General features: G+C 70.4%; 15 protein-coding genes and 1 pseudogene. 6 read left to right on the top strand and 10 right to left on the bottom strand.

What is annotated here, in order from left to right:
• Window positions 1-42 precede the first annotated feature (42 nt).
• The 3 genes from IPN03_22335 to IPN03_22325 are packed head-to-tail and all read left to right on the top strand — an operon-like array spanning window position 43 to window position 3,078.
• Window positions 43-834, top strand: coding sequence for an SDR family oxidoreductase (locus IPN03_22335; protein MBK9376381.1), 792 nt, complete (start codon window positions 43-45; stop codon window positions 832-834).
• Between the two features lie 59 nt (window positions 835-893).
• Entirely contained in the window at window positions 894-1,532 is a 639-nt protein-coding gene (locus IPN03_22330; protein ID MBK9376380.1) for an HAD-IA family hydrolase, read from the top strand.
• Window positions 1,533-1,566: 34 nt separating this feature from the next.
• Complete coding sequence (locus IPN03_22325; GenBank protein MBK9376379.1) at window positions 1,567-3,078, top strand: amino acid permease; 1,512 nt, start codon at window positions 1,567-1,569, stop codon at window positions 3,076-3,078.
• Between the two features lie 49 nt (window positions 3,079-3,127).
• Here the strand turns inward: IPN03_22325 and IPN03_22320 are convergent, their stop codons facing one another.
• The 8 genes and pseudogenes from IPN03_22320 to IPN03_22285 all read right to left on the bottom strand — a co-directional run bounded on the left by IPN03_22320 (window position 3,128) and on the right by IPN03_22285 (window position 14,249).
• The gene (locus IPN03_22320; protein ID MBK9376378.1) at window positions 3,128-4,153 is read right to left on the bottom strand and encodes a hypothetical protein; all 1,026 of its coding nucleotides are present in this window, start codon (window positions 4,151-4,153) and stop codon (window positions 3,128-3,130) included.
• Window positions 4,154-4,247: 94 nt separating this feature from the next.
• Complete coding sequence (locus tag IPN03_22315) at window positions 4,248-6,449, bottom strand: hypothetical protein (protein ID MBK9376377.1); 2,202 nt, start codon at window positions 6,447-6,449, stop codon at window positions 4,248-4,250.
• Between the two features lie 37 nt (window positions 6,450-6,486).
• Complete coding sequence (locus IPN03_22310) at window positions 6,487-7,299, bottom strand: hypothetical protein (GenBank protein MBK9376376.1); 813 nt, start codon at window positions 7,297-7,299, stop codon at window positions 6,487-6,489.
• Between the two features lie 24 nt (window positions 7,300-7,323).
• Window positions 7,324-8,223 (bottom strand): sugar ABC transporter permease, encoded by a 900-nt coding sequence (locus tag IPN03_22305; protein MBK9376375.1) that lies wholly within the window; start codon window positions 8,221-8,223, stop codon window positions 7,324-7,326.
• 1 nt (window position 8,224) lies between these two features.
• Window positions 8,225-9,378 (bottom strand): annotated as a pseudogene (locus IPN03_22300) (sugar ABC transporter permease).
• 839 nt (window positions 9,379-10,217) lie between these two features.
• The gene (locus IPN03_22295) at window positions 10,218-11,432 is read right to left on the bottom strand and encodes an extracellular solute-binding protein (protein ID MBK9376374.1); all 1,215 of its coding nucleotides are present in this window, start codon (window positions 11,430-11,432) and stop codon (window positions 10,218-10,220) included.
• A 20-nt stretch (window positions 11,433-11,452) separates the two neighbouring features.
• Window positions 11,453-12,550: a sn-glycerol-3-phosphate ABC transporter ATP-binding protein UgpC gene (gene ugpC / locus IPN03_22290; GenBank protein MBK9376373.1), complete on the bottom strand. Its 1,098-nt coding sequence runs from the start codon at window positions 12,548-12,550 to the stop codon at window positions 11,453-11,455.
• 16 nt (window positions 12,551-12,566) lie between these two features.
• Window positions 12,567-14,249 carry an alpha-glucosidase C-terminal domain-containing protein gene (locus IPN03_22285; protein MBK9376372.1) on the bottom strand — a complete coding sequence of 561 codons (1,683 nt, stop codon included), beginning with the start codon at window positions 14,247-14,249 and terminating at the stop codon, window positions 12,567-12,569.
• Between IPN03_22285 and IPN03_22280 the strand changes: the two genes are divergently transcribed.
• The 3 genes from IPN03_22280 to IPN03_22270 all read left to right on the top strand — a co-directional run bounded on the left by IPN03_22280 (window position 14,248) and on the right by IPN03_22270 (window position 17,907).
• Window positions 14,248-15,537, top strand: a complete 1,290-nt coding sequence (locus IPN03_22280; protein ID MBK9376371.1) for an NTP transferase domain-containing protein — start codon at window positions 14,248-14,250, stop codon at window positions 15,535-15,537. The two genes, IPN03_22285 and IPN03_22280, sit on opposite strands and share 2 nt — an antisense overlap.
• Window positions 15,538-15,590: 53 nt before the next feature.
• Window positions 15,591-17,201, top strand: coding sequence for a DUF1957 domain-containing protein (locus IPN03_22275; protein MBK9376370.1), 1,611 nt, complete (start codon window positions 15,591-15,593; stop codon window positions 17,199-17,201).
• 103 nt (window positions 17,202-17,304) lie between these two features.
• Entirely contained in the window at window positions 17,305-17,907 is a 603-nt protein-coding gene (locus tag IPN03_22270) for a superoxide dismutase (GenBank protein ID MBK9376369.1), read from the top strand.
• Window positions 17,908-18,022: 115 nt separating this feature from the next.
• On the opposite strand, the gene IPN03_22265 is transcribed toward IPN03_22270, so the two are convergent.
• The gene (locus IPN03_22265) at window positions 18,023-22,504 is read right to left on the bottom strand and encodes a DEAD/DEAH box helicase (GenBank protein ID MBK9376368.1); all 4,482 of its coding nucleotides are present in this window, start codon (window positions 22,502-22,504) and stop codon (window positions 18,023-18,025) included.
• The gene (locus IPN03_22260; GenBank protein MBK9376367.1) at window positions 22,501-22,827 is read right to left on the bottom strand and encodes a hypothetical protein; all 327 of its coding nucleotides are present in this window, start codon (window positions 22,825-22,827) and stop codon (window positions 22,501-22,503) included. Before IPN03_22260 ends, IPN03_22265 begins: the two co-directional genes overlap by 4 nt.
• Between the last annotated feature and the right edge of the window lie 20 nt (window positions 22,828-22,847).

The following is a 22,847-nucleotide window of genomic DNA, read 5'->3' as shown; positions in this document are numbered from 1 at the left end:
AGTCGCCTGGCCGCTAGAATGCCCGACGCACCAGGAGGCGACATGACCCAGACGCCGGGGCGGCTCAGCGGAAAGAAAGCCCTCGTGACGGGGGCTTCGCGTGGGATCGGACGGGCGATCGCCCTGCGCCTCGCGGCCGAGGGGGCCGTCGTGGCCCTCGGGGTGAGGAAGGCGGAGGACGGCGACCCGCTCGTGGCCGAGATCGCCGCGGCGGGCGGGACGGCCGTGGCGGTCCTCCTCGACGTGACCGACGCGGCCTCGGTGGCGACCGGCGTCGAACGGGCCGCGCGGCCCGAGCGGCGCCTCGACATCGTCGTCAACAACGCCGGGTTGGCCGGTCAGACCCCTCTCGACGGCGACGAGCGGTCGGACCTGGCCTTCGAGCGGATCTTCGACGTCAACGTCACGGGGACGTGGCGGGTCCTTCGCGCCGCCCTGCCGTTCCTCGTCGAGGGGGGGCGGGTCGTCAACATCTCGTCCGTCTCGGGACGTTTCGGCGTCCCGGGGCAGTCGGGATACTGCGGAGCCAAGCACGCGGTCATCGGCGTGACCCGGGCGCTGGCGCTGGAGCTCGCCCCGAAGAAGATCACGGTCAACGCGGTCTGTCCCGGGTGGGTCGACACCGAGATGGGGCGGTACGGCATCCGGGGCTACGGCAAGGCGATGGGCCTCACGGAAGCGGAGGCCTTCGCCGCGGCGGGGAAGATGGCCCCCCTCGGACAGGTCCTCGTGCCGGAGGAGGTGGCCGGCCTCGTCGCCTGGCTCGTCTCCGACGACGCACGCAACGTCACGGGCCAGTCGATCGTCATCGACGGCGGGCAGGTGATGCCCTGAGGACGACGAAGGCGGTCTTCCTCGACGCGGGAAACACGCTCCTTTCGGCGAATCCGCCGGTGGAGCAGGTCTACGGCGAGGTCTTCCGCCGCTGGGGGGTCCCCGTCGCAGACGGGGACGTCCTCGCGGCGCTCCACGGTACCTGGGGCCTCGTCGCCGCCCGGCAGGCGCGGGGCGAGACGCGCTGGGGGCACGAGGGCGGGGAGCGGGGCTTCTGGCGCAGCTTCGTCCAGGAGGTCTTCACGCGGGTCGGCGGCGGACCGCTCCCGGAAGGGCTCCTCGACGACCTCGTCGACCACTTCGCCCGGCCGGAGAGCTGGAGCCTCTACCCGGAAGTCCTCGAGGTCCTCGAGGCCCTCCGCGAGAACGGGCTGAAGCTCCTCGTCGTCAGCAACTGGGACTCGAACCTCCCCGCCCTCCTCGACCGCCTCGACCTGACGCGTCATTTCGACGGTGTCGTCGTCTCGGCCCTCGTCGGATCCTCCAAGCCGGCGCGGGAGATCTTCGAAACGGCCCTCGCTCTCGCCGGGGTGGCCGCCCACGAGGCGCTCCACGTCGGCGATTCGCCGTCGGAGGACTACGAGGGCGCCCGCAGCGCCGGCCTCCCCGCCCTGCTTCTCGACCGCGCGGGACTCGGCCACGACGGTTTCGAGAGCATCCGGTCCCTCCAGGAGATCCTGCCCCGGGTCGCCCCGTGAGTTCCCGGCGGACGCCCGCCCAGAGGAGCCGTTCATGAGCCTCTTTCGAACGAAGCCGATCGACCAGCTCGTCGCCGAGGGGAGCGACGAGGGGACCGGGCTGAAGCGCGAGCTGACGGCCGCGGACCTGATGGCCCTCGGGATCGGCGCGATCATCGGCGCCGGGATCTTCGCGACGCTCGGGACGGCGTCGTCCGGTGGGGGCACACTGCCCCCCGCGGGCCCCGGCGTCGTCGTCTCGATCCTCCTGACGGCTCTGGCGTGCGGCTTCTGCGGCCTCTGCTACGCCGAGTTCGCGAGCCTCGTCCCGGTCGCCGGGTCGGCCTACACCTACAGCTACGCCACGCTCGGCGAGCTCGTCGCGTGGATCATCGGTTGGGACCTGATCCTCGAATACGCCGTCGGGAACATCGCCGTGGCGATCTCGTGGGCCGCCTACTTCCGGCAGCTCCTCCTCGGCTTCGGGCTGGAGTTCCCCGCCTTCCTCGCCACCGACTACCGCTCGACGCTCCTCGCGGCCAAAGCGGTGGCGGGCGGGGGCGTCGGAGCGCTTTCCCCCGAGCAGTCGGTCGCCTACCAGGCGCACCTGCACCACCCGGAGCTCTTCGGGGTCCCGATCGTCTTCAATCTCCTGGCGGCGCTGATCACGGCGGCGATCACGATCCTCCTCGTGAGGGGGATCAAGGAGTCGGCCCGGGTCAACGACTTCATCGTCGTCCTGAAGGTCGCGACGCTCCTCTTCTTCGTCGCCGTCGGCGCCTTCTTCGTCAAGCCGGCGAACTGGCACCCCTTCTTCCCGGGCGGCTTCTCCGGGGTCTGGATGGGCGCCTCCCTCATGTTCTTCGCCTACATCGGCTTCGACGCGATCTCGACGGCGGCCGAGGAATGCAAGGACCCTGGCAGGGACATGCCGCGCGGCATCCTCGGGTCCCTGGCCGTCTGCACCGTCCTCTACGTGGCCGCGGCCCTCGTCCTCTGCGGGATGATCCCGTACACGAAGCTCGTGGGCGTGGCCGACCCGCTCGCCGCGGCGCTGGCCTACGTGAAGCAGGACTGGGCGGCGGGGATACTCGCCGCCGGCGCCGTCTTCTCGATGACGGCCGTCCTCCTCGTCTTCCAGCTCGGCCAGCCGCGCATCCTCATGGCGATGTCGCGCGACGGGCTCATCGGGCCCTGGTTCGGGAGGATCCACCCTAAGTACCGGACGCCGCACGTCGGGACGATCCTGACGGGCGTCTTCGTCGCGACGTTCTCGGCCGTCGCGAACATCGACGAGATCATCCAGCTGACGAACATCGGAACGCTCTTCGCGTTCGCCCTCGTCTGCATCGGGATCCTCGTACTGCGCTACAGGGAGCCGAACCGTCCGCGGAAGTTCCGGGTGCCGTTCGTCCCTCTCGTCCCGCTCCTGGGCATCGCGATGTGCGTCGCGCTGATGGTCAAGCTCCCGGCCCTGACCTGGGAGCGGTTCGTCATCTGGCTCGCTGTGGGGCTGGGGATCTACTTCCTCTACGGGAGGCGGCGGAGCCGGCTGGCGAGGGCGTGACGCGGTGTGGCGGGGGCCGCCGGGCGGCCCCCGCGAACACGGGCGGGACCTACTTCGCGGCAGGAGCCGCGAGCTTCGAAGGGACGACCGCGGTGAGCCTCGGGAGGGTCCGGGTCCGCGGGTTGCCGCTTGCGAGGATCTGCTCCTGGGTCGGGCCGCCGGGCGGGACGAGGACGTCGACCAGGGCCGGCGGGGTCGGGTCGGCCTCGTCGATCCCCCCGAACGTGTTGGCGGTCCGCCCGGGTGCCGTGCGCATGATGAAGAGGGGGTCCATCGGGGCGTCGGGCTTGAGGCCCGCGAGCTTGACGAGGTCGTACCGCCCCGTGACGTCGGCGCCGGACGAGGCGACGACGTATCCCCACTCCGCCTTCGCCGGACCGCCGAAGAACGTGTTCGGGACGAAGAAGCGGACGGCGCGCCCGCGGATCTCGACGACGGTCGGGAAGAAGACGGACTCGGCGACCTGGCGGGAGACCTCGCTCTTGATCCCGGCCTTCTGCTCGGAGGTCAGCTTCCCCGTCTCGCTCTCCGTCTCCCGCGCCGTGTTCCGCTCGACCTCGGCGTAGGTCCGCCGGAGGAGCGTGCCGGCCTGCTCCGGCAGAGGCGTCAGGCAGACCGCCTTCTCCCACCCGGTCGCCGGGTCGACCTCGACGTTCCGCCCCGGGAGCATCCGGGTGTTCCCCGAGCCCGGCGCGCCGTCGGTGTCGATGTAGACGTCGACGTTGAAGGTGTAGAAGCCGAGCTTGGCGACGTCGGTCATCATGGTGCCGCCGTCGTCGATCGGCCGCCGCTCCGTCTTCTGGGGAGCGCGCGCGAAGACGACCTCGAAAAACGTCCCGTCGGGCGTGTTCCGGGCCGAGAACGAGAGTATGTCGAGGTGCCCGCGCACGAGGTCGTTCTGCGACCTCACGGGGTACGTGAGGCTCCCGTCGCCGTGGTCGTCCTTCTCGGGATCCTTGAGGGTGAAGAGCTTCTCGTCGGCGGAGAGCGCGGTGGCGGCGGCTCCCGAGAGGAGAGCCACGACGACGGCACCCTGGAGGAGCGTGCGCCGGGGGAACGAAGCGGGCTTTGACATGGTGCAAGTGTGCCGCAGTCGGGGCCGGGAGGAAAAGAGAAAGGGCCCGGCGGCAGGTGCCGCCGGGCCCTTCGGGGCCCCTTCGGGCAGGGATCTAGAAGAGGATCTTGAGGTAGGCCTTCAGGCGCTGCTGGTCGAAGTCCCTCTTCTCGAGGCTGTTCCAGTTCCCGTAGCGGCCGGCAAAGCCGAGCGAGCCCACCGGGACGTGGACGTTGTTGGCCGTGTCCTGGCTCGCCTTCGTGGCGACGAAGCCGTCGCCGTAGTCGGGCTCGAAGGTGCCGAAGTTGTACTCGTAGACGAGGCCGCACTCGGAGAGGCCGCCGAGCGTGTAGCGGAACTTCGCGATGAGCTGGTTCTTCTGGTGCTTGCCGGAGGCCATCTCCATGAGGTTGTAGGCCTGGAACGCCGTGTTGCCGTCCTGCAGGTCCGCGTTGTAGTAGTTGTACTCGAGCGAACCGTAGAGGTCGCGGGTCCACTGGTACCCGGCGCCGACCTGCATCATGAAGTAGCTCAGGTCGCGGTCGTCGTCGGAGAGGCTGCTGAACGGCTTCCACTGGTAGCCCTGCTGGCCGTTCGCCCCGGTGACGACGCCGGGGTTGCCGAAGTAGTCGCCCGTCGAGTTGCCGGTGGAGTAGAAGTTCTTCTCGCCCTTGCAGCCGAGCGTCCCCGAGGTCGCGCAGTCACCGGCCTTGTACGGGAGGTACTTGGCGTCGTTCATGCGCTTGTCGGTCTCGTCGATGAACTTGATCTTGCCGAAGAGGTCGATCCCCTTGCCGGCTTCGACGACGTACTTGCCCTTGACGAGGCCGATCGTGGTCTTCTTGTCCTGGAACGGAGCGTAGGCCGACCGGTAGCTGCCCATGCCCGTCTGGGTATCCATCGCCGGGTAGAGCGTGTTGGTGATCGACTTGCTGTCGTCGCCCCACGCCTGCCAGTTCGTGTCGTAGGTGATGTAGGAGAACTCGCCCGCGAGCTCCAGCGCGCCCTTCTGGAAGGTCGGGGTGATCGTGAAGCCTTCCCAGCCGATGGCCGTCTCGGCCATCGGCTCGTTGAAGTCGGTGAACTGGTTGTCGACGTTGATCGTGGCGACCTGCTGGGCGTTCCCCTCCCAGCCGCCGTAGCCGATGACCGTCGGGTTGCCGCCGAAGACGCCGTACGTGGCGTTGCCCGGGCCGGGGAGCGCCCAGGTGCCGTCGTGGCCCTCGGTGAGGAGGACGTCCGACTCGCGGCGGGCGGCCAGCATCGAGACGTAGTCGGCGCCGATGTGGAAGGCTTCGACGTTGATCCCGAAGCCGCTGCCGCCGAGGTCGCTGAAGTCGAGGTTGAGCTTTCCGCTCCAGTCGTCGTGCTTGCCCGCGGGGACCGGCGAGTAGCCGTTGATGCCGAAGCTGGCGGGCGCCAGGTCGGTGGCGGACTCGTAGGTCGAGTAATAGAAGGCGGCCTTCGCGTCCACCGTGGCGCTCGGGTGGACCCCGAGCTTGGCGCCGTAGGTCGTGTTGCGGAACCGGAGCCGGGTGTTCTTCCCGTTGTCCCAGTTGATGTCCTTCTGGTCGACCTCGATGTCGTTGATCCACTGGACGAGGCCGCCGAAGTCCCAGGCCGAGCCGCCGGAGTACTTGAACTGGCCCACGTAGGCCCCGTCGGCCGCGTGGTAGTTGCCCGTGTTGTACGAGGGGCCGGCCCAGAGGCGCGGCAGGGAGATCCGGGCCGCGTCCCACGTGAGCGACTTGTCGAGGGCCGACCCCTGGAAGAGGAGGCCCTGGACGTTGTCGCGGTCGATGTACCGGATCCGGCCGACGACGTACGGGTCGAACATGCCCCAGTCGCTCGAGCCGATCGTGGCGGAGTCGAGCCAGCTGTAGCCGGGCGTGAGGGTGACCGCGACGCCGCGGAGCTTGATGTACTGGTTCGAACGCGGGTCGAACTCGCCGCAGCCGACCGAGGTGCCCGAGCCGGAGCAGTCCTCCGACGGCTGGCCGAAGCCCCCCATGTTCGTCCAGAAGTTCTGGTAGAAGCGGCTGTGGATGCGGGCCTGCACCTCGACGTACTTCGAGGGCTTCGCCTTGAGGAGGAGCTCGATCTCGGTTCCCTGGCCGTTGTCTCCCCAGCCCTCGCCCGGCGCGTCCTTGAAGCCGTAGAGGGCGCCCTGGTCCCGCTGGTTGCCCCAGAGCCACTTCGTGTAGGTCGTACCGCCGAGGGTGAAGGTGGGGCCCTGCTGCGCCAGGACCGTGCCGGAGGTGGCGACGGCGACGAGGAGCAGCGCGAGCCCGAGAGTCCGGAACGTGCGCGTCTTCATTCTTCCTCCCTTATCTGTATGAGATGGATCGTCGCGTCTACTTGCGGATCATCGACAGGGTCGCCATTTTCTTCGACGTCCCGTCGGCGTTGCACTCGTAGGCGAGCATCTTCTTCTGCTCGTCGGCCTCGCTCTTGTCGCCCGTCCCCTTGCCGGCGAGGACGTCCATGGCGTGCGGGTCGCAGTCGCCGTCGTTGCCGCCGCCGAAGCGGTGCTGCCCCTCGAACTCGTTGACCTTCCGGGTGAGGAGGTCGGCCTTGTCGGGGAAGCCCTCGTTCGACTGCACGACGACCTGGTAGCCCCACTTCGCCGGGTCACCGGCGCCGAGGTCCTTGATGGCGACGGAGCCGTTGATCGACCGGCCCATGCCCTTCGTCCGCACCGGGACGACGACGGCGCCCTTGGCCCAGCCGGCCTTCGTCTCGACCTCGCTCACGACGCGGCCCTGGGGCTGCGGCGAGAGGATGACGCACTTGTCCCACGCATCGGCAGCGGCGAACTCGACGTTCAGGCCCGGGAGAGCCTTCGTGAAGCCGCTCCCCTCCTTGTTGTCGGTGTCGATGAAGATGAAGATCATCTGCGTCGCGAACCCGCCGCCCATGCCCCACGGGTCCTCGAGCTTCCCGCCGATCGCGACGGAGAAGTCGGCCTTCTCGCCGGAGACCTTCATCTTGAACTCGGTCAGGTCGAACGAACCGGCCGTGTAGACCTTGTCGGTCGGGTACACGTAGTTGCCGGGGCCCTTGTCGTCGCCCGACGGGTCCTTGAAGGAGACCTCCTGCGCCAGCGCGGTGCCGGCGACCAGGGCGATCGCGAGGAAGAGGACGGAGTAGCGGAAACAGTTCTTCATTTCTTGCCTCCCTTTCGTTGAGATTCAGCCTTTGACGCTTCCGGCCGTGAGGCCGGAGACGAGGTACTTCTGGAGGTACAGGAACAGGGCCACGACGGGGATGGAGACGATGACGGCGCCGGCGGCGAAGAAGCCCCACTGCTGGGAGAAGCCGCCGACGAAGAAGCGAAGGCCGACCGGGGCCGTGTACATGCTCTCCTTGTCGATGAGCGTGGCCGCGAGGATGAATTCGTTCCAGCCGGTCATGAAGGAGAAGAGGGCGGTGACGGCGACGGCCGGCTTGGCGAGGGGAAGGACGATCCGCCAGAAGATCGTCGCCGGGGAGGCGCCGTCGATGAGGGCGGCCTCCTCGAGGTCCCGCGGGATCGTGTCGAAGTAGCCCTTCATCATCCAGACGCAGAAGGGGATCGCCGTCGTCGAGTAGGCCAGGACGAGGCCCGTCCGCGTGCTCCCGAGGCCCAGCCACTTCACGAGGATGATGTAGAGGGGGATGAGCATCAGGGTCCCGGGGAACATCTGCGAGACGAGGAACGACATCATCCCCGTCTGGCGCCCCGGGAAGCGGAAGCGGGAGAAGGCGTAGGCCGCCGTGCACGCGAGGAAGACGCCGAGGATCGTCGTGGCGATCGAGACGATGGCGCTGTTGAGGATCCACGTCGAGAACGGCTGGTCCGCGAAGACGGACGTGAAGTTCGAGAGGGAGATGTCCGCGGGCCACGGGATCACGGCGCGAAGCCGGTCCCAGATCGTCGGGTCGGACGGCACGTCGGCGATGGCGAGGCTCTGCTTGCCCGAGAAGGCGATCGAGAGGACCCAGAGGACCGGGTAGATCGCGTAGAGGGTCGCGACGACGAGGAGGACGTGCATCGGGAAGTGCGGCGGCTCGTCGGCGCCGGCGCGGGACTTCTTCGTCAGCAGGCCCATTTCAAATCGCCTCCGTGCCCTTCGTCATCCGGTTCTGGAAGACGCCGTAGATCAGCAGGATCCCGAAGATCACCGTCGAGTAGGCCGCGGCATAGCCGTACTGGTACTTCTGGAACGCGAACTTGTACGACTGCGTGATGAGGATCTCGGTCGAACCGGCGGGCTCGCCCGCGGAGACGAGGTAGATGATGTTGAACATGTTGAACGTCCAGACGACCGAGAGGATGACCGCCGGGACGAGCGCGGGCTTCAGCGACGGGAGCGTGATCGAGCGGAACTGCTGCCAGCGCGTCGCGCCGTCGACGCGCGCCGCTTCGTAGAGGTCGGAGGGGATCGACTGGAGGGCGCCGAGGGAGATGACCATCATGAACGGGAAGCTGAGCCACCCGTTCGTCGCCCACACGGCGAAGAACGACGTGAGAGGCTTCTCGAACCACGAGACCGGCTCCATCCCGAACATCTGGATGACCTGGTTCACGACGCCGAACTGCTGGTGGAACATCCCCTGCCAGATGAGGGCCGTGATGTAGTTCGGCATGGCCCAGGGGAGGATCAGGAGGACCCGGTAGGCCGGCTTCAGCGCGAGGCCCTTCGTGTTCAGGATGAGCGCGAGGATCAGCCCGACGACGACGCCGTACGTCACGTTCGTGACCGTCCAGGCGATCGTGATCCAGAGCGTCCAGTAGAAGTTCTGGTAGTTGAAGACGAGGCCGCCGTCGGCGGTCGTCTTCGCGACGTTGAAGTCCGTCAGGATCGAGACGTAGTTCTGGAAGCCGACCCAGATCTCGGACAGGGGCGCGCTGGAGTTGTAGATCGTCTGGTCCGTGAACGAGAGGACGATGCCGTAGACGAAGGGGAAGAAGACGAGGAGGACCATCCCGAACATCGCCGGCAGGACGTAGGAGTACGCGACGCGGTGGGTCTTCAGCGTCCCGAGGAGCGCGGCGAGGCCGCCGAGGCCGATGAACCCGGCGAGGACGAGCGCGAGCGCCCCGAGGAGGAGGGTCGTCCGCCTCACGGCCGCCTTCGCCGCTCCGAGCACGGAAGCGACCTTCGCCTCGTCGACCTGCCCCGCGCCGTCGGAGAGACCGAGCGGCTTGCGGAAGGCGTCGGAGTCCCACGAGGCGGGGTCGAGGGGAGCGGGAGGAGTCGCAGGAGCGGCCTCGGGTGCGGGGGCCGGGAGCGAGCCGAGGAGCTCCTGGGCCCGCGCGGCGGAGGTCTTCACCTGCCCGGCGACGTCGGCCTCCAGGGCCGTTCGCGCCCGGGAGAGCTTCGCCCACGACTGCGCCCCGTATCCCCAGGCGGTCCCGGCCAGGAGGACCGCGGCGAGGATGCCGAGCGGCACCCTTCGTTCGCCGATGACGAGGGAGAGGAGCACGAAGAGGACGACGGGGGCCACGACGTAGGAGAGCGTCGTCAGGAGCGACGGGCGCGGCGCGGGCGGGGGCGGGACGCGCCGCGTCTCGACCAGCCCGGCGACCTCGCCGTCCCTCTCGATGGGCGCGGCGAGCGAAACGGAGCCGTCGGGAAGCCTCTCCTTCTCGACCTCGTCCTTCCTCCCGCCGCCCTCCTGAAGGTTCGTCTCGATGGCGGCGCGGAGGCGCTGCCCGCGGTCGTAGAGGTCCTTCTCCTCGCGCTTGAGCCGCCGCGGCGCGGCGTTCTCGCCGGTGTCGGCGGGGTCGGTCGAGGCCTCGAGGGAGGTCCCGTCGAAGAGGACGACGCGCGTCGCGGCGACCTGCGGCTGCAGCTTCGCGAATGCGGCGACGACGGTCCGAACGGCCTCGCCGCTCCCCGCCCTGGCGACGACGTCGGTCAGGGCGCGCAGGGAGATGACGGCGCGACGGTCCTCGCCGAAGCGGGCCGTCTCGCCGAGCGAGTTGGTCAGGAGCCGGTGGCCGACCGCGGCGACGAGGAGCGTGCCGACGAGGAGGCCGGCCCCGAACCGGAGCCGGTGAGAGGGCTCCCTTCGGTTCTCGTCCGGCCGCTGGCTCACGTTACTTCTTCCTCAGGGCGGCGACGTCCTTCAACACCGCCTGCTGCGCCTGGTCCATCGCCGCCTTCGGGGTCGCCGACTTCTTGACGATCGTGTTCATCGCCGTCGTCGCCGGGGACCAGACCATCGTCATCTCGGGGAGGTTCGGCATCGGGACGGCGACCTCGACCTGCTTGCGGAATGCGGAGAGGATCTTGTCCCCCGAGACGGCCGCGTCGGCGTAGACCGCCTGGTTCGCGGGCGTCTGCCGCCCCTCGACGGCCATCACCTTCGCCTGCGGCGTGTCGGTGAGGTGCTTCACGAAGTCGTACGCGGCGTCCTTGTTCTTCGAGGGGGCGGCGATGTAGACGCCCTCGACCGTCATCCAGGGGCGCATCGGCTTTCCGCCCGCCTCGTCGATCGTCGGGAGGGGCGCGAGGCCGTAGTCGATCTCCTTCGCGATCTCGCCGAGGAACCAGGGGCCGGAGAAGACCATCGCGGCCTTGCCGCCGTTGAAGAGGGAGGTGATGAGGGCCGTCGACGGCTCGGCGGGGAGGATCCCGTCCACCGTGAACCAGCGCATCAGGAGCTCGAGCGCCTTCACGTTCTGCGGGGCGTTGAGGACGGGCTTCGGGCCCGGGTCGAAAACGCGGCCGCCGAACGCGTTCTGGAGGGCCGCGTGGTAGTAGAAGTCGGAGTAGGAGTAGGCGAGGCCGAAGCGGCCCGACCTGGCGTCGGTGAGCTTCTTCGCCATCGCGACGAGCTCCTTCGAGGTCTTCGGCGGGGTCGGGAGGAGCTTCTTGTTGTAGATGAGGGTGATGACCTTGTAGTTCAGCGGGAGGCCGTAGACGGTGCCCCGGTAGGTCATCGCCTCCATCGTCGTCGGGATGAACCGCGCGATCGTCGCCTTGTCGAGGAAGAAGTCGATCGGCTCGACGGTCTTGCCGGCCTCGATCCAGCCGCCGAGGCGGTCCTGGGCGTAGATGAAGATGTCGGGACCCTTGCCGCGCGGTACGGCCGCGGTGATCTTGTCGGCGAAGGCGTCGTACGGGACGGCGAGCGTCGTCACCTTGACGCCCTTGGCCGCGTTCGCCGCGTTGTAGGCGGCGACGACCTTCTCCAGGGCGGCCTTCTCCTCGGCACGGTAGGCGTGCCAGACGACGACCTCCTTCTGGGCGAGAGCCGGGGCCGCGAGGGCGGCGGCGAGGAGAGGGAGCGCGAGGCGGGAGATCTTCATGGCGTGTGCCTCCGGTCGTTTCAGGCCGTCAGACGGCGTTCCGTCGCGGCGTCGAAGAGGTGGAGGGACTCGAGCTCGACGACGAGCTCGATCTTCTGGTCCATTGCCGGGGCCCTGTGAGGGTCGACCTTGGCGACGATGAGGTCGTCGCCGCCGATCCGGGCGTAGACGAGGACCTCGTGGCCGAGCGGCTCGACGACCTCTACGGTCGCCGGGATCCGGGCGCTCTCGCCGCGGACGGGACGGCTGCCGTCGCTCAGGTTCTCGGCGCGGATCCCCACGACGAGCGACTTCCCGTCCTTCCCGGCGGTCAGGGCCCGGTACGACTGGGCCACCGGGAGGGAGAACGACGGGGTCTTCAGCGTGGTGCCGCCGCCTTCGAGCGTCGCCTTGACGAAGTTCATCGGCGGCGTGCCGATGAAGGCGGCGACGAAGAGGTTCGCGGGCTGCTCGTAGACCTCGAGCGGGGTTCCCACCTGCTGGAGCTTGCCGTCCTTCATGATGGCGATGCGGTGGCCCATCGTCATCGCTTCCACCTGGTCGTGCGTGACGTAGACCGTCGTCGTCTTCAGGCGGTTCTGGAGCTTGCTGATCTCGGCGCGCATCTGGACGCGGAGCTTGGCGTCGAGGTTCGAGAGCGGCTCGTCGAAGAGGAAGACGGCGGGCTTTCGCGTGATGGCCCGGCCGACCGCGACCCGCTGCCGCTGGCCGCCCGAGAGCTGCTTCGGCTTGCGGTCGAGGAGCTGCGTGATGCCGAGCATCTCGGCGGCCTCGTTCACGAGCTTGTCCATCTCGGCCTTGGGCGTCTTGCGGATCTTCAGGCCGAACTCGAGGTTCTCCCGGATCGTCATGTGCGGGTAGAGCGCGTAGCTCTGGAAGACCATGGCGATGTCGCGGTCCTTCGGGGCCACGTCGTTCACGACGCGGTCGCCGATGGCGATGGTGCCGTCGGAGATCTCCTCGAGCCCCGCGATCATGCGCAGGGCCGTCGACTTGCCGCAGCCCGACGGCCCGACGAGGACCATGAACTCGTGGTCCTTGATCTCGAGGTTCAGGCCCTCGATGACGGAGACGTCGCCGTAGCGCTTGGCGATCTCCTTGAAGACGACTTGAGCCATGCAGGAGCCTCCTCGGTCAGGTGCCGGGCGCCAGGATGGCGGCGCTCCGGGGCGGAAGGGTGAGAGAGACAGCGCCTTCCGAGAGCGAAACGGCGAGGGCGCCGAAAAGATCCCTGGGCGTCCGTCCGCCCCACTCCGCGGGGGCGGGAAAGGTGATGGTGACGGGTTCGGCGCCGCGATTGACGGCGACGGCGACGGCGCTCTTCGACGCGGCGTCCCGGCGGAGGAACGCGTAGCCGTCGCCCGTCGTGAAGAGCCCCTCGTGGGTCCCGCGCCGGAGGGCGGGCTGGACCTTTCGAATCGCCACGAGCTTCACGTAGTCGGCCCGGAGCGCCTCGTTCCGGGGCAGGCCCTTGCCCGGAAGGACGTCTTTCTCTCCCCACGGCATGTCGCTCCGGTTGTCGGGCCAGTCGCCGCCGGCGCGGGCGACCTCCTCGCCGTAGTAGATCGTGGGGATCCCGGCCGTCGTCATCTGGAGGACCGCGGCGAGCCGGAAGAGCTCCACGTTCCCGCCGAGCTGGAAGAGCCCGCCGGGTACGTCGTGCGAGGAGAGGAAGTGCGACAGGTGGTAGCCGGGACGGACCTTCTCGCGCGACTTCAGGTAACGGTCGAAGGCGACCGCCCGTCCGCGCCCCTCGACGAACGCGAGGGCGTTCCCCTGGAAGGCGAAGTCGAACCCCGCGTCCATCTCGTCGCGCTCGAACCAGGGGTCGAGGACCTGCGGGTCGCCCCCCCAGACCTCGCCGAGGAGGAAGAAGTCCTTCCCGACCTCGTCGCGCGTCCGTTTCCGGTGCTCGGTCCAGAAGTCGTGGGCGACGTGCTTGACGGTGTCGAGGCGGAAGCCGTCGACGCCGAGGCGCTTCGCCCAGGCGATCTGGGCGTCGAGGAGGTACTTCGCGACCTCGGGGTCCTCGGTCCTGAAGTCGGGGAGGCCGGCGACGCACGACGTGACGTCGTCCGCGCCGCAGTCCCCCTTCTCGTTCGTCCGGAACCACCCGCGGGTCTTCGGGTCCTTCGTGTACTTCGACTCGTACCCGGCGTGGTTGTAGACGACGTCGAGAAGGACGCGGATGCCGCGCGCGTGACAGGCGGCCACGAGGGCGATGAAGTCGTTTTCATTTCCGAAACGCGGATCGAGGGAGAGGAAGTCGTCGGCCCAGTAGCCGTGGTAGGCCCAGTCGGGGAAACCTGCCCCGGTGACGAAGCCCGGCGTGTTCCTCACGATGGGCGTGATCCAGAGGGCGTTCACGCCGAGGGACGCGATCTCGTCGAGCCGGGCCGTCAGCCCCTTCGCGTCGCCGCCGTGGAAGTGCCCCTTCTTCGAGACGTCCACGCCGACGTTGCCCGATGGGTCGCCGTCGGCGAAGCGATCGAGAACGACGAAATAGAGGACGGCGTCGCGCCAGTCTTCGAGGAGCTTCGGGGCGTGAGCGTCGCGGGCTTCGACGTCACGGGCCGCTGCCGTCGCCGGTGCCCCGGGTCCTGCGGTCGCGGAGGAGGCGGGCGGGGCAGACGAGCAGGCCGACACGGCGGCGGCGAGAACGATGGCAGTGCCCACGCCGAGAGAACGGAAGCCGAGGGTGCCACGCTTGCGAATGTGTCTCTCCTGTGGGAGGCCGTCAGGGCATTTCGGTAGGACTTTACAGGAAACCGACGCGTCCGGACACGATGGAAACCCGCCTAGAATTCCATCAATCATGCGAGAAGTGCCGCAGCGCCGCGTCCACACCGTCATTCTCGGCGGAGGCCAGGGAAAGCGTCTCTACCCCCTCACCCGCGACCGGGCCAAGCCGGCCGTCCCGCTCGGCGGGAAGCACCGGCTCATCGACGTGCCGCTCTCGAACGCGATCAACTCCGGCTTTCGGGACATCGCGGTCCTGACGCAGTTCAACTCCGCCTCGCTGAACAACCACATCTCCCTCACCTACCGGTTCGACAGCTTCGCGCGGGGGGGCGTCGAGGTGATCGCCGCGCAGCAGACCGAGGAGGGGGGGGAGTGGTTCGAGGGGACCGCGGACGCGGTGCGAAAGCACATGCGGCGGCTCGGGAACCGGGACTACGACCACGTCCTCGTGCTGGCGGGAGACCATCTCTACCGGATGGACTACCGCGAGATGTTCGACGCGCACATCCAGTCGAGCGCCGACATCACCGTCGGGGTCCTCCCCGTGCCGAAGGAAGACTGCGCGGGTTTCGGCGTCCTCCTGACGGCGGCGGACGGCCAGATCCGCGCGTTTCGCGAGAAGCCGAGGACCGACGAGGAGCTCGCCCCGCTCGCGCCCTCCAAGGAGCTGCGCGACCGATGGGGGCTGCAGCCCGGGCAGTACCTCGCGAGCATGGGGGTCTACGTCTTCCGGATGGAGACGCTCCGCGACGCGCTCGCCAACCCCGCCAACATGGACTTCGGGAGGGACATCCTCCCGGGAATGATCGAATCCGAGAAGGTCCAGGCGTTCCCGTTCCGCGGCTACTGGCGCGACATCGGGACGATCCGGAGCTTCTACGAGGCGAACCTCGCCCTGACCGAGGACGACCCCCCGTTCCACTTCTACCACCCCGACGCGCCGATCTACACGAGGCCCCGCTTCCTCCCGGCCTCGTCACTCGTCGACGTCCGCTTCGACCACTGCCGACTCGCCGACGGCGTGAGGATCTTCGGGGCGGAGGTCGTCAGGAGCGTCATAGGCCTTCGGGCCCGGATCGAGAAGGGGTGCCGCATCGTCGACTCGATCGTGATGGGCGCCGACGACATCGAGGAGGAGGACGGCCGCATCGCCGCCCTCGCGAAGGGGCTGCCCCCGGTCGGGATCGGGGCCGACTGCGTCATCGAGCGGGCCATCATCGACAAGAACGCCCGAATCGGCGCGGGGTGCGTCCTTCGCGGAGACGCCTCGCGTCCCGACCACGACGGAGACGGCTGGTTCCTCAGGGACGGGATCCTCATCGTCGCCAAGAACGGCATTCTCCGGCCCGGAACCGTCGTCTGAAGGGAAGGGCCCGGGGGAGACCCCGGGCCTTCCCGGCAGGTCCCAGGAGGCGCATGCCGCCCGTCTCGTTCGTCCTCGTCCTCCACGGCCACATTCCCGCCGTCCTCGGGCACGGCGTCTGGCCGCACGGGGCGGACTGGCTCCACGAGGCGGCGGCCGAGACTTACCTTCCCTTCGTGGCGGCAGCCCGCGCGCTCGACGCGGACGGCGTCCCCTGGAAGGCGACCGTCGGCCTGACGCCGATCCTCTGCGAGCAGCTGCGCGACGCGCGTTTCGCGCGCGGGTTCCGCCGCTACGTCCGGCACCGCCTCGCGGCGGCGGGGAGGGATGCGCGGGAGTTCGCCCGTGCCGGGCACGAGGCCGAGCCGCTCGCCCGGGCGTGGCGGGCACACTACGAGGAAGCCCTGGCGCTCTTCGACGCCCTCGACGGTGACCTCGTCGCCCCGTTCGTCCGGCTGGCCGACGAAGGGAAGGTCGAGCCGATCGCCTGCGCCGCCACCCACGGTCTTCTCCCGCTCCTCCCGTCCGACACGGCGGCCGAACGCCAGCTCGACGTCGGCCTGGCAGCGCACCGAAGGCACTTCGGCCGCCCTGCGCGCGGCCTCTGGCTGCCCGAGTGCGCCACCCGGCCCGCGGGAACACTCGTGACGCCCGGCTTCGGCCGGCGCGTCGCGCGGCGGGACGTTCTTTCTCTCCTGGCGGCGCGGGACGTGAAGTACACGTTCGTCGAAACGCACCTCGTCGCAGGACGCTTCGGCAGGCCCGCGTACGGCGGCAGCGGTGGCGAAAGGTGGAGCGCGGGCGAAGCGACGCCGACGGGGCGGACGCCGTACGCCGTTCACCGGGTTCGGACGGACGCCGGGCGCGTGGCCGTCCTGGCGCGCGACCCGCGCAGCTCGGAGCAGGTCTGGTCGGGAGAGGTCGGTTATCCGGGGGACCCGGCGTACCTCGAGTTTCACCGGAAGGCGGCGCGCGGGGGGCTTCGATACTGGTCCGTGACAGACGCCCGCGGGCCCCTCGACGGCAAGGAGCTCTACGATCCGGTGACGACGGCGGAGAGGGTCGCCGCGCACGCGATCCACTTCTGCGACCTTCTCGAGGAGTCGGCCGCGGCCGAACCTTCCGCCCGCGTCGTCGTCGCCATGTTCGACTTCGAGCTCTTCGGGCACTGGTGGTTCGAGGGGGTCGACTTCCTCGCCGCCGTCTTCCGCGAGCTCGCGCGCCGGGGCGGGCCCGTTCGGGCGGCCACGGCGTGGGAGGCGGTGTCCGAGGCCCGGGTCGAGGCCCCGGGTATTGCGCTCCCCGCGGGTTCGTGGGGGCGGGACGGCGACTTCAGCGTCTGGGACAACCCCGAGACGGAGGAGTACTGGCGGACCCTGGAGCGAGCCACGGAGCTCTGCAGGGGGATCGCCGGCCGCGACCCGCGCCTCGGCCCGGCGGCGATCCGGCAGCTCCTCCTCCTCGAAGCGTCCGACTGGCCCTTCCTCGTGGAGAACGGCTCGGCGCGCGACTACGCCGAGCGGAGGATCCGGGAGCACGCCGCGGCGATCGACGCCCTCTCGGGCCTCGCCGGGCGCCCCGGGCCACGCACGCGCACGGACGCCCTTCTCCTCGCGCGCCTCGCGCGGAGGGACCGCGCCTTCGCGCCGGAGCTGGGCGGCTGAGCCCTTCGGGGCCGGTGGGCGGCGCCCCGACGTCCACGCCGGGAGTTGCGACGTAGAATCGACGGCGATCCGGCCAGACCTCGCTCGAGAAAGGACGACCACCATGGCTTACACGGCGAAGAGCTACGACCATCTGCTCGGCACCCCGGGCTTCTCGGATGCCCTCCTGAAGAACCACTTCACCCTCTACCAGGGCTACGTCGCGAACACGAACAAGCTGAACGAGGAGCTCGCCATCCTCCTCGTCGACGGCAAGCAGGGATCCCCCGCGTTCGCGGAGCTCAAGCGCCGCTTCGGCTGGGAGTGGAACGGCATGCGCCTCCACGAGTACTACTTCGGGAACATGAAGGGCGGCGGCGTCCCCCTCGACCCGAACTCGGCGCTCGGAAAGAAGCTCGCGGCCGACTTCGGCTCCCTCGATGGGTGGGAGCGCCACTTCCGGGCCGTCGGCGCGATGCGCGGCATCGGCTGGACGACCCTCTACCAGGACCCGGCCTCCGGCCAGCTGATGAACATGTGGATCGGCGAGCACGACGGCGGCCACCCGGCCGGCGGCACGCTCCTGATGATCATGGACGTCTTCGAGCACGCCTTCATGCTCGACTACGGCCTCAAGCGCGCCGACTACATCGAGGCGTTCTTCAAGGCGATCGACTGGTCGGTCGTCGCGGCCCGCTTCGACGCGGCGCCGAAGCTCGCGCTGTAGGGTTCCGCTCGCCGGGGGGTGCGTTTCCTTGCACCCCCCGGACCCCAGGGGGGGGGGCGGGCACAGCTTCCCGAACGCGCGGGCGGGCCTTTGGGCCCGCCCGTTCTGCCTTCGGCTACAGCGCCCGCCAGGCGTACGACGTTCCGTCCCGCGTGAAGCCGAGCCCCTCGAGAAGCGGCGCGAGGGGAGAGCCGGCAGCGGGGCGCGACGAGCCGGCGGAAGAGATCGACTCGACGACGAGTCGGCGCGGCCGGCCGAGAGGGTCGCGCGCGCGGAGCAGGAGCGCCTGCAGCTCGGCCAGCCCCGCCCGCAGGACGCGGTCGGAAGCCGGCGACGCGCCGAGGTCGAGCTCTCCCGAACCCGGGAGCACCAGGACGGGCGCACCGTTGCGAAGAACGGAGTACCCGTCGCGGGGCGTGTCGAGGCCGAGGAGGGCGGGGTCGGAGGCGGCGAGGGCGGCGAGGCCGTCGGCCGGGTCTCCGTCGTCGGGCGCCTCGCGCATCCGGCGCAGCTCCTCGACGACGTCGGGCTCGGCGTACTGGAGAGGCCCGTCTCCCTCGACGAACTCGCCCCGCCGGAGGTCGCCCCGCAGCTCCATCCGGGCGAAGGCCGGTGCCACCTCGCTCCATCGAACCGCACTCTCGGCCGCCTCGACGACGGCGCGCGAGACGACGCCCCAGCGGGCGAGGAGAAGTCGGGCCCAGGCCTCGGCGCGCTCGCCGGGTGCGAGCTCGGGACCGAGGACCGACGGCGCCGAGAGGAGGGACCAGCGGCCCGAGAGGACGTGCGAGGCCGCCGCCGACGTCCGTCCGCCGATACCGAGGCGCGATGCGACGCGCGCCTCGGCGGCGCGCAGCGCGGGCCGCGACGGGGGACGACCGAGGGGCGCCGCGGTGGCCGGAGCCGGGGCCATGGGCGCGGCCCGTTTCGCGCGGAGGAGCTCGCGGAGGCCGTGGAAGCCGTCCCCGGTGACGAGGCCGGCGAGGAGGAGCTCGCGCAGCGGCGGAACGAGCGCCTCGGGGCGCTGTCCGAGCGGCCCTGCGAGGTCGGAGAGAAATGACGCCCCACCGAGGGCGAGCGATTCGTGGAGGCCACGGGCCTCCGGTGAGAGCGCCTCGACCGGCGGCGGCGCGTCGGACAGGACGAACCGTCCCTCGCCGCGGAAGAAGAGGCTCATCCGCGAGGAGCGCAGCTCCCTCTCCCCGTCGAGGCGCCAGACGAGGAGGCCGCGCGCCGAGAGGACGTCGAGGGCGTCGGGTTCCGGTTCGGCGAGACGCGCCGGGAGAACCGACGCCTCCCACGCGGCGGCCGGCAGCGCCAGGCCCCGCATCAGGCCGACGGCACGCTCGGCCGCGTCCGGGCCCGCGAACCGCGCCCCCGACACGGCCCCCTGCCGGCGGGCGACGAACGCGCGGCGCACCGAAGCCGGCACCGGCCGGATCTCGCCGCGCAGGATCGAGAGCGTCTTCCGCCGGATCGCCTCCGCGAGGCGCGCCCCGGCGAAGCGCCGCGCACCCGCGGCCCCGCCGAGCCGCCCCGCGACGACGAGCGCCTCGAGGCGCAGCCGCTCGAGCGAGTCGAGGACGTCCTCCTCGCCCAGGCCGTAGCGCGCCGCGACCTCCGCCGCCGTTGCCGGCCCGCGCGTCCCGACGTACCCGAGGACGAGCCGGTCCCGCTCTTCCCGAGGCAGCGTCCCCGCCGCGAGCGCCGCCCAGAGTCCGCGCTCCTCCGCCGCGACGAGCCGCTCCTCGCCCGCGACCCGCACCCGCGCCACCGACCCCCGTCCCTCGAGCCGGGCGATCCACGCGGCCCCGTCCCCGACCGACCGCTCGAGGACCTCCCGTGGGGTCAGGTCTTGATTTTCCATTATAGCGAGAAGGAGCTCCTCGGCCGTCCGGGCCATCCGCCGCGGCGTCAGGCGCGTCGCGTCGGCACGGGCCGCTTCGGCAGCCTCGGGCCGGAGCCCGTCGTCGAGGTTCTCACCGAGGACCTCGCCGAGAAGGGCGCGGTTCGCGGCGACGGCGTGGAGGTCCCGCTCGGCGCGGGGAGCGTCCCACTCGTACATGTAGACCGCGACGAACTTGAAGAGGAGTGACGCCGCGGCCGGCGAGGGCGCGCGCCGCCGCTCGAGGACCCGCTCGACCTCGCCCTTCTCCATCCGCGCGAGGAGGTCGAGGAGCCGGTCCATCTCCCAGAGGTCGCGCAGGCAGTCGCGGTAGGTCTCCGCAACGACGGGAAAGTCGGGAAGGGAGCGGGTCGTCTGGAGGAGGTCGCGCGCCTTGATCCGCTGGAGCCAGAACGGGGTTCGGCGCCCGCTCCGGAGGCGCGGCAGGAGGAGTGCGCGCTGCGCGTTCTCGCGGAAGCGGGCCCCGAACATCGGCGAGTTCGGGAGCTGCGCGAGGAGCCGCTCCCGGGCCTCGTCCGGACCGATGCGCGAGAGCCGCTCGAGAGGCACCTCCCGCTCGGCACCGGGCGTCCGAAGGAGGATGCCGTCGTCGGAAGCGACGGTCTCGACGTCGACGCCGGTCTCTTCCCGCAGGACCGCCGAGAGGACGAGGGACCAGGGGAGGTTCACGCCCCGCCCCAGGAGAGAGCGGACGACGATGCACGGGTCGCCCAGGTCGTTCGGGAAGGTCTCGAAGACGACGGTGCGGTCGGAGGCGAGGCCGCCGGACTCGGTCACCTCCCGCCGGACCGAGCCGACGATCGCGGCTGCGGCGTCCGGTGTCGTCGCGTAGCGCGCGGCGAGGAGGTCATTGAGCCCGGGGTCGTCGAGCCGTTCGGCGACGAAACGCTTCAGCCTGCCGATCCGCTCGCCGAGGATGCCGGTCCGGCCCAGTCCCTCGCCCCTCCAGAACGGCATCCGCGGCGCCGGCTGGCCGTGCGCCTCCTCGACGACGACGGTGCTGTGGCCGATCTCGAGGGCGCGCCAGGCCCGCGAGCCGAGGAGGAAGACGTCGCCCTCCTTCGTCTCGTGGACGAACTCCTCGTCCAGCTCGCCGACGGCGGTCTTGCGGTCGGGCAGGACGGCGCGGAAGGAGCCGCGGTCGCCGATCGTCCCGCCGTCGAGAAGCGCGGCGAGACGCGCGCCGGGGAGCGGCGTGACGCGGTCCGTCGCGCGGTCCCAGACGAGCTTCGGGGCGAGCGCGGCGAAGCGCTCCCGCGGGTATTTTCCCGAGAGCATCGCGAGGGTTTCGAGGAAGAGCGAGCGGGGCAGGGCGCGGTAGGGAAAGGCCTTCCGCGCGAGCGCGAAGAGCTCGGCGGCGGTGACGGCGAGGCCGTCGGCCTCACGCGCCACGGTCTCGGCGACGAGCTGCTGCGCGAGGACGTCGAGCGGGAAGTCGGGCGGGCGCGTTTCCTCGACGGCACCCTCGCGCATCGCCTCGGCCGTCGCCGCGCTCTCGAAGAGGTCGTCGAGGTAGAGGGGAACGAAGAGGCCGCGCGCCGTCTCGCCGACGAGGTGCCCGGAGCGCCCCACCCGCTGGAGCCCGCGGGCGATCCCCTTCGGGCTCTCGAGGAGGACGACCGAGTCGACGTGCCCGACGTCGATGCCGAGCTCGAGGGAGCCGGTCGCGACGAGGACCGGGAGGGTGCCCGACTTGAGGGCCGCCTCGATCTTCTCGCGCATCGGGCGCGAGACGGAGCCGTGGTGCGTCGGGACGTCGGTGCCGGTCGCGTCGGAGAGCTTGCGGGCCACCTTCTCGGCGAGCCGCCGGTTGTTGCAGAAGACGAGCGTCGTCCTCCGCGCGGCGACCTCGTTCACGACCGTCTCGACGGCCGGCCCCCACGCCGAGCCGTCGGGGAGCGAACGGAAGTCGCTCGCCGGGGAAGTGACGGTCAGGTCCAGCGCTTTTCTCGCCGCGACGACCACCGGGCGCATGGCGCGCCCCGTCCCGGCGGCGAAGGAGGCGACGACATCGACCGGCGCGACGGTGGCCGAGAGCGCGATCCGCTGCGGCGAGGCGCCCCCCGCGCGCGCGACGAGCTCCTCGAGCCGCTCGAGCGAGAGGGAAAGGTGGCTGCCGCGCTTCGTCCCAGCGACGGAGTGGACCTCGTCGAGGATCACCGTCGAGACCCCCTCGAGGGCACGGCGGCCCGACCCCGTCAGCATCAGGTAGAGCGACTCGGGGGTCGTGATGAGGACGTCGGGCGGCGCCTTCAGCTGGCTCGCCCGCTCGCGCGACGGGGTGTCGCCCGTCCTCACGGCGGTCGTGATCGGCACGCGGTCGGCGCCGAGATGAGCTGCGATCCCGGCGCGTGGCCGCTCGAGGTTGCGATGGACGTCGTTGTCGAGCGCCTTGAGCGGCGAGACGTAGAGCGTAGCGAGGCGCGGGGCGCCGTCGCCCGCGAGGCGGCGGCGGAGGATCGCATCCAGCCCGACGAGAAACGCAGCGAGCGTCTTGCCGGTGCCGGTCGGTGAGACGAGGAGGACGTTCTCGCCCGCCTCGATCGGGGGCCAGGCCCCGCGCTGGGCCGCAGTCGGGCCGTCGGGGAACGCCTCGCGGAACCAGGACGCGACGGCAGGGTGGAAGAGCTCGAGCGGGTCCGACGGAGGAGCCGGGGCGGGCAGGAGGACCTGCCGCGAGCGGGGGCTCACGGTGCGGCAGAGAGCTTTCGCCGCGCCTCCGCGTCCGCCACGGCTTCGCGGAGGAACTGGTCGAGGAGCTCCCACGGGTCCATGACGAAGCGGTCTTCGGGGCCGGGGCCCGTCCTTTCGAAGAGGAGCTTCACGCCGACGTCCGCTTTTCCGTCGAAGGGAGCCTCGACGCCGATCGAGAAGACCGCGGCGAGCGGACGCCCGCGCCCGTCCGCTCCGACGACCGTCACGTTGCGGTGGGCGGAGGTCCCGCTGATCGCGTCGAGGAGCGCGAGCTCTTCGGGGGTCGAGGCGGGAAAGGAAGTCCAGCGTTCCCGGTTCACGACCGGGAGTATAGGGAGGC

The organism is Holophagales bacterium (genome assembly GCA_016719485.1).
GTDB lineage: Bacteria > Acidobacteriota > Thermoanaerobaculia > UBA5066 > UBA5066 > UBA5066.
This window is presented reverse-complemented; position numbering and strand designations above follow the sequence as displayed.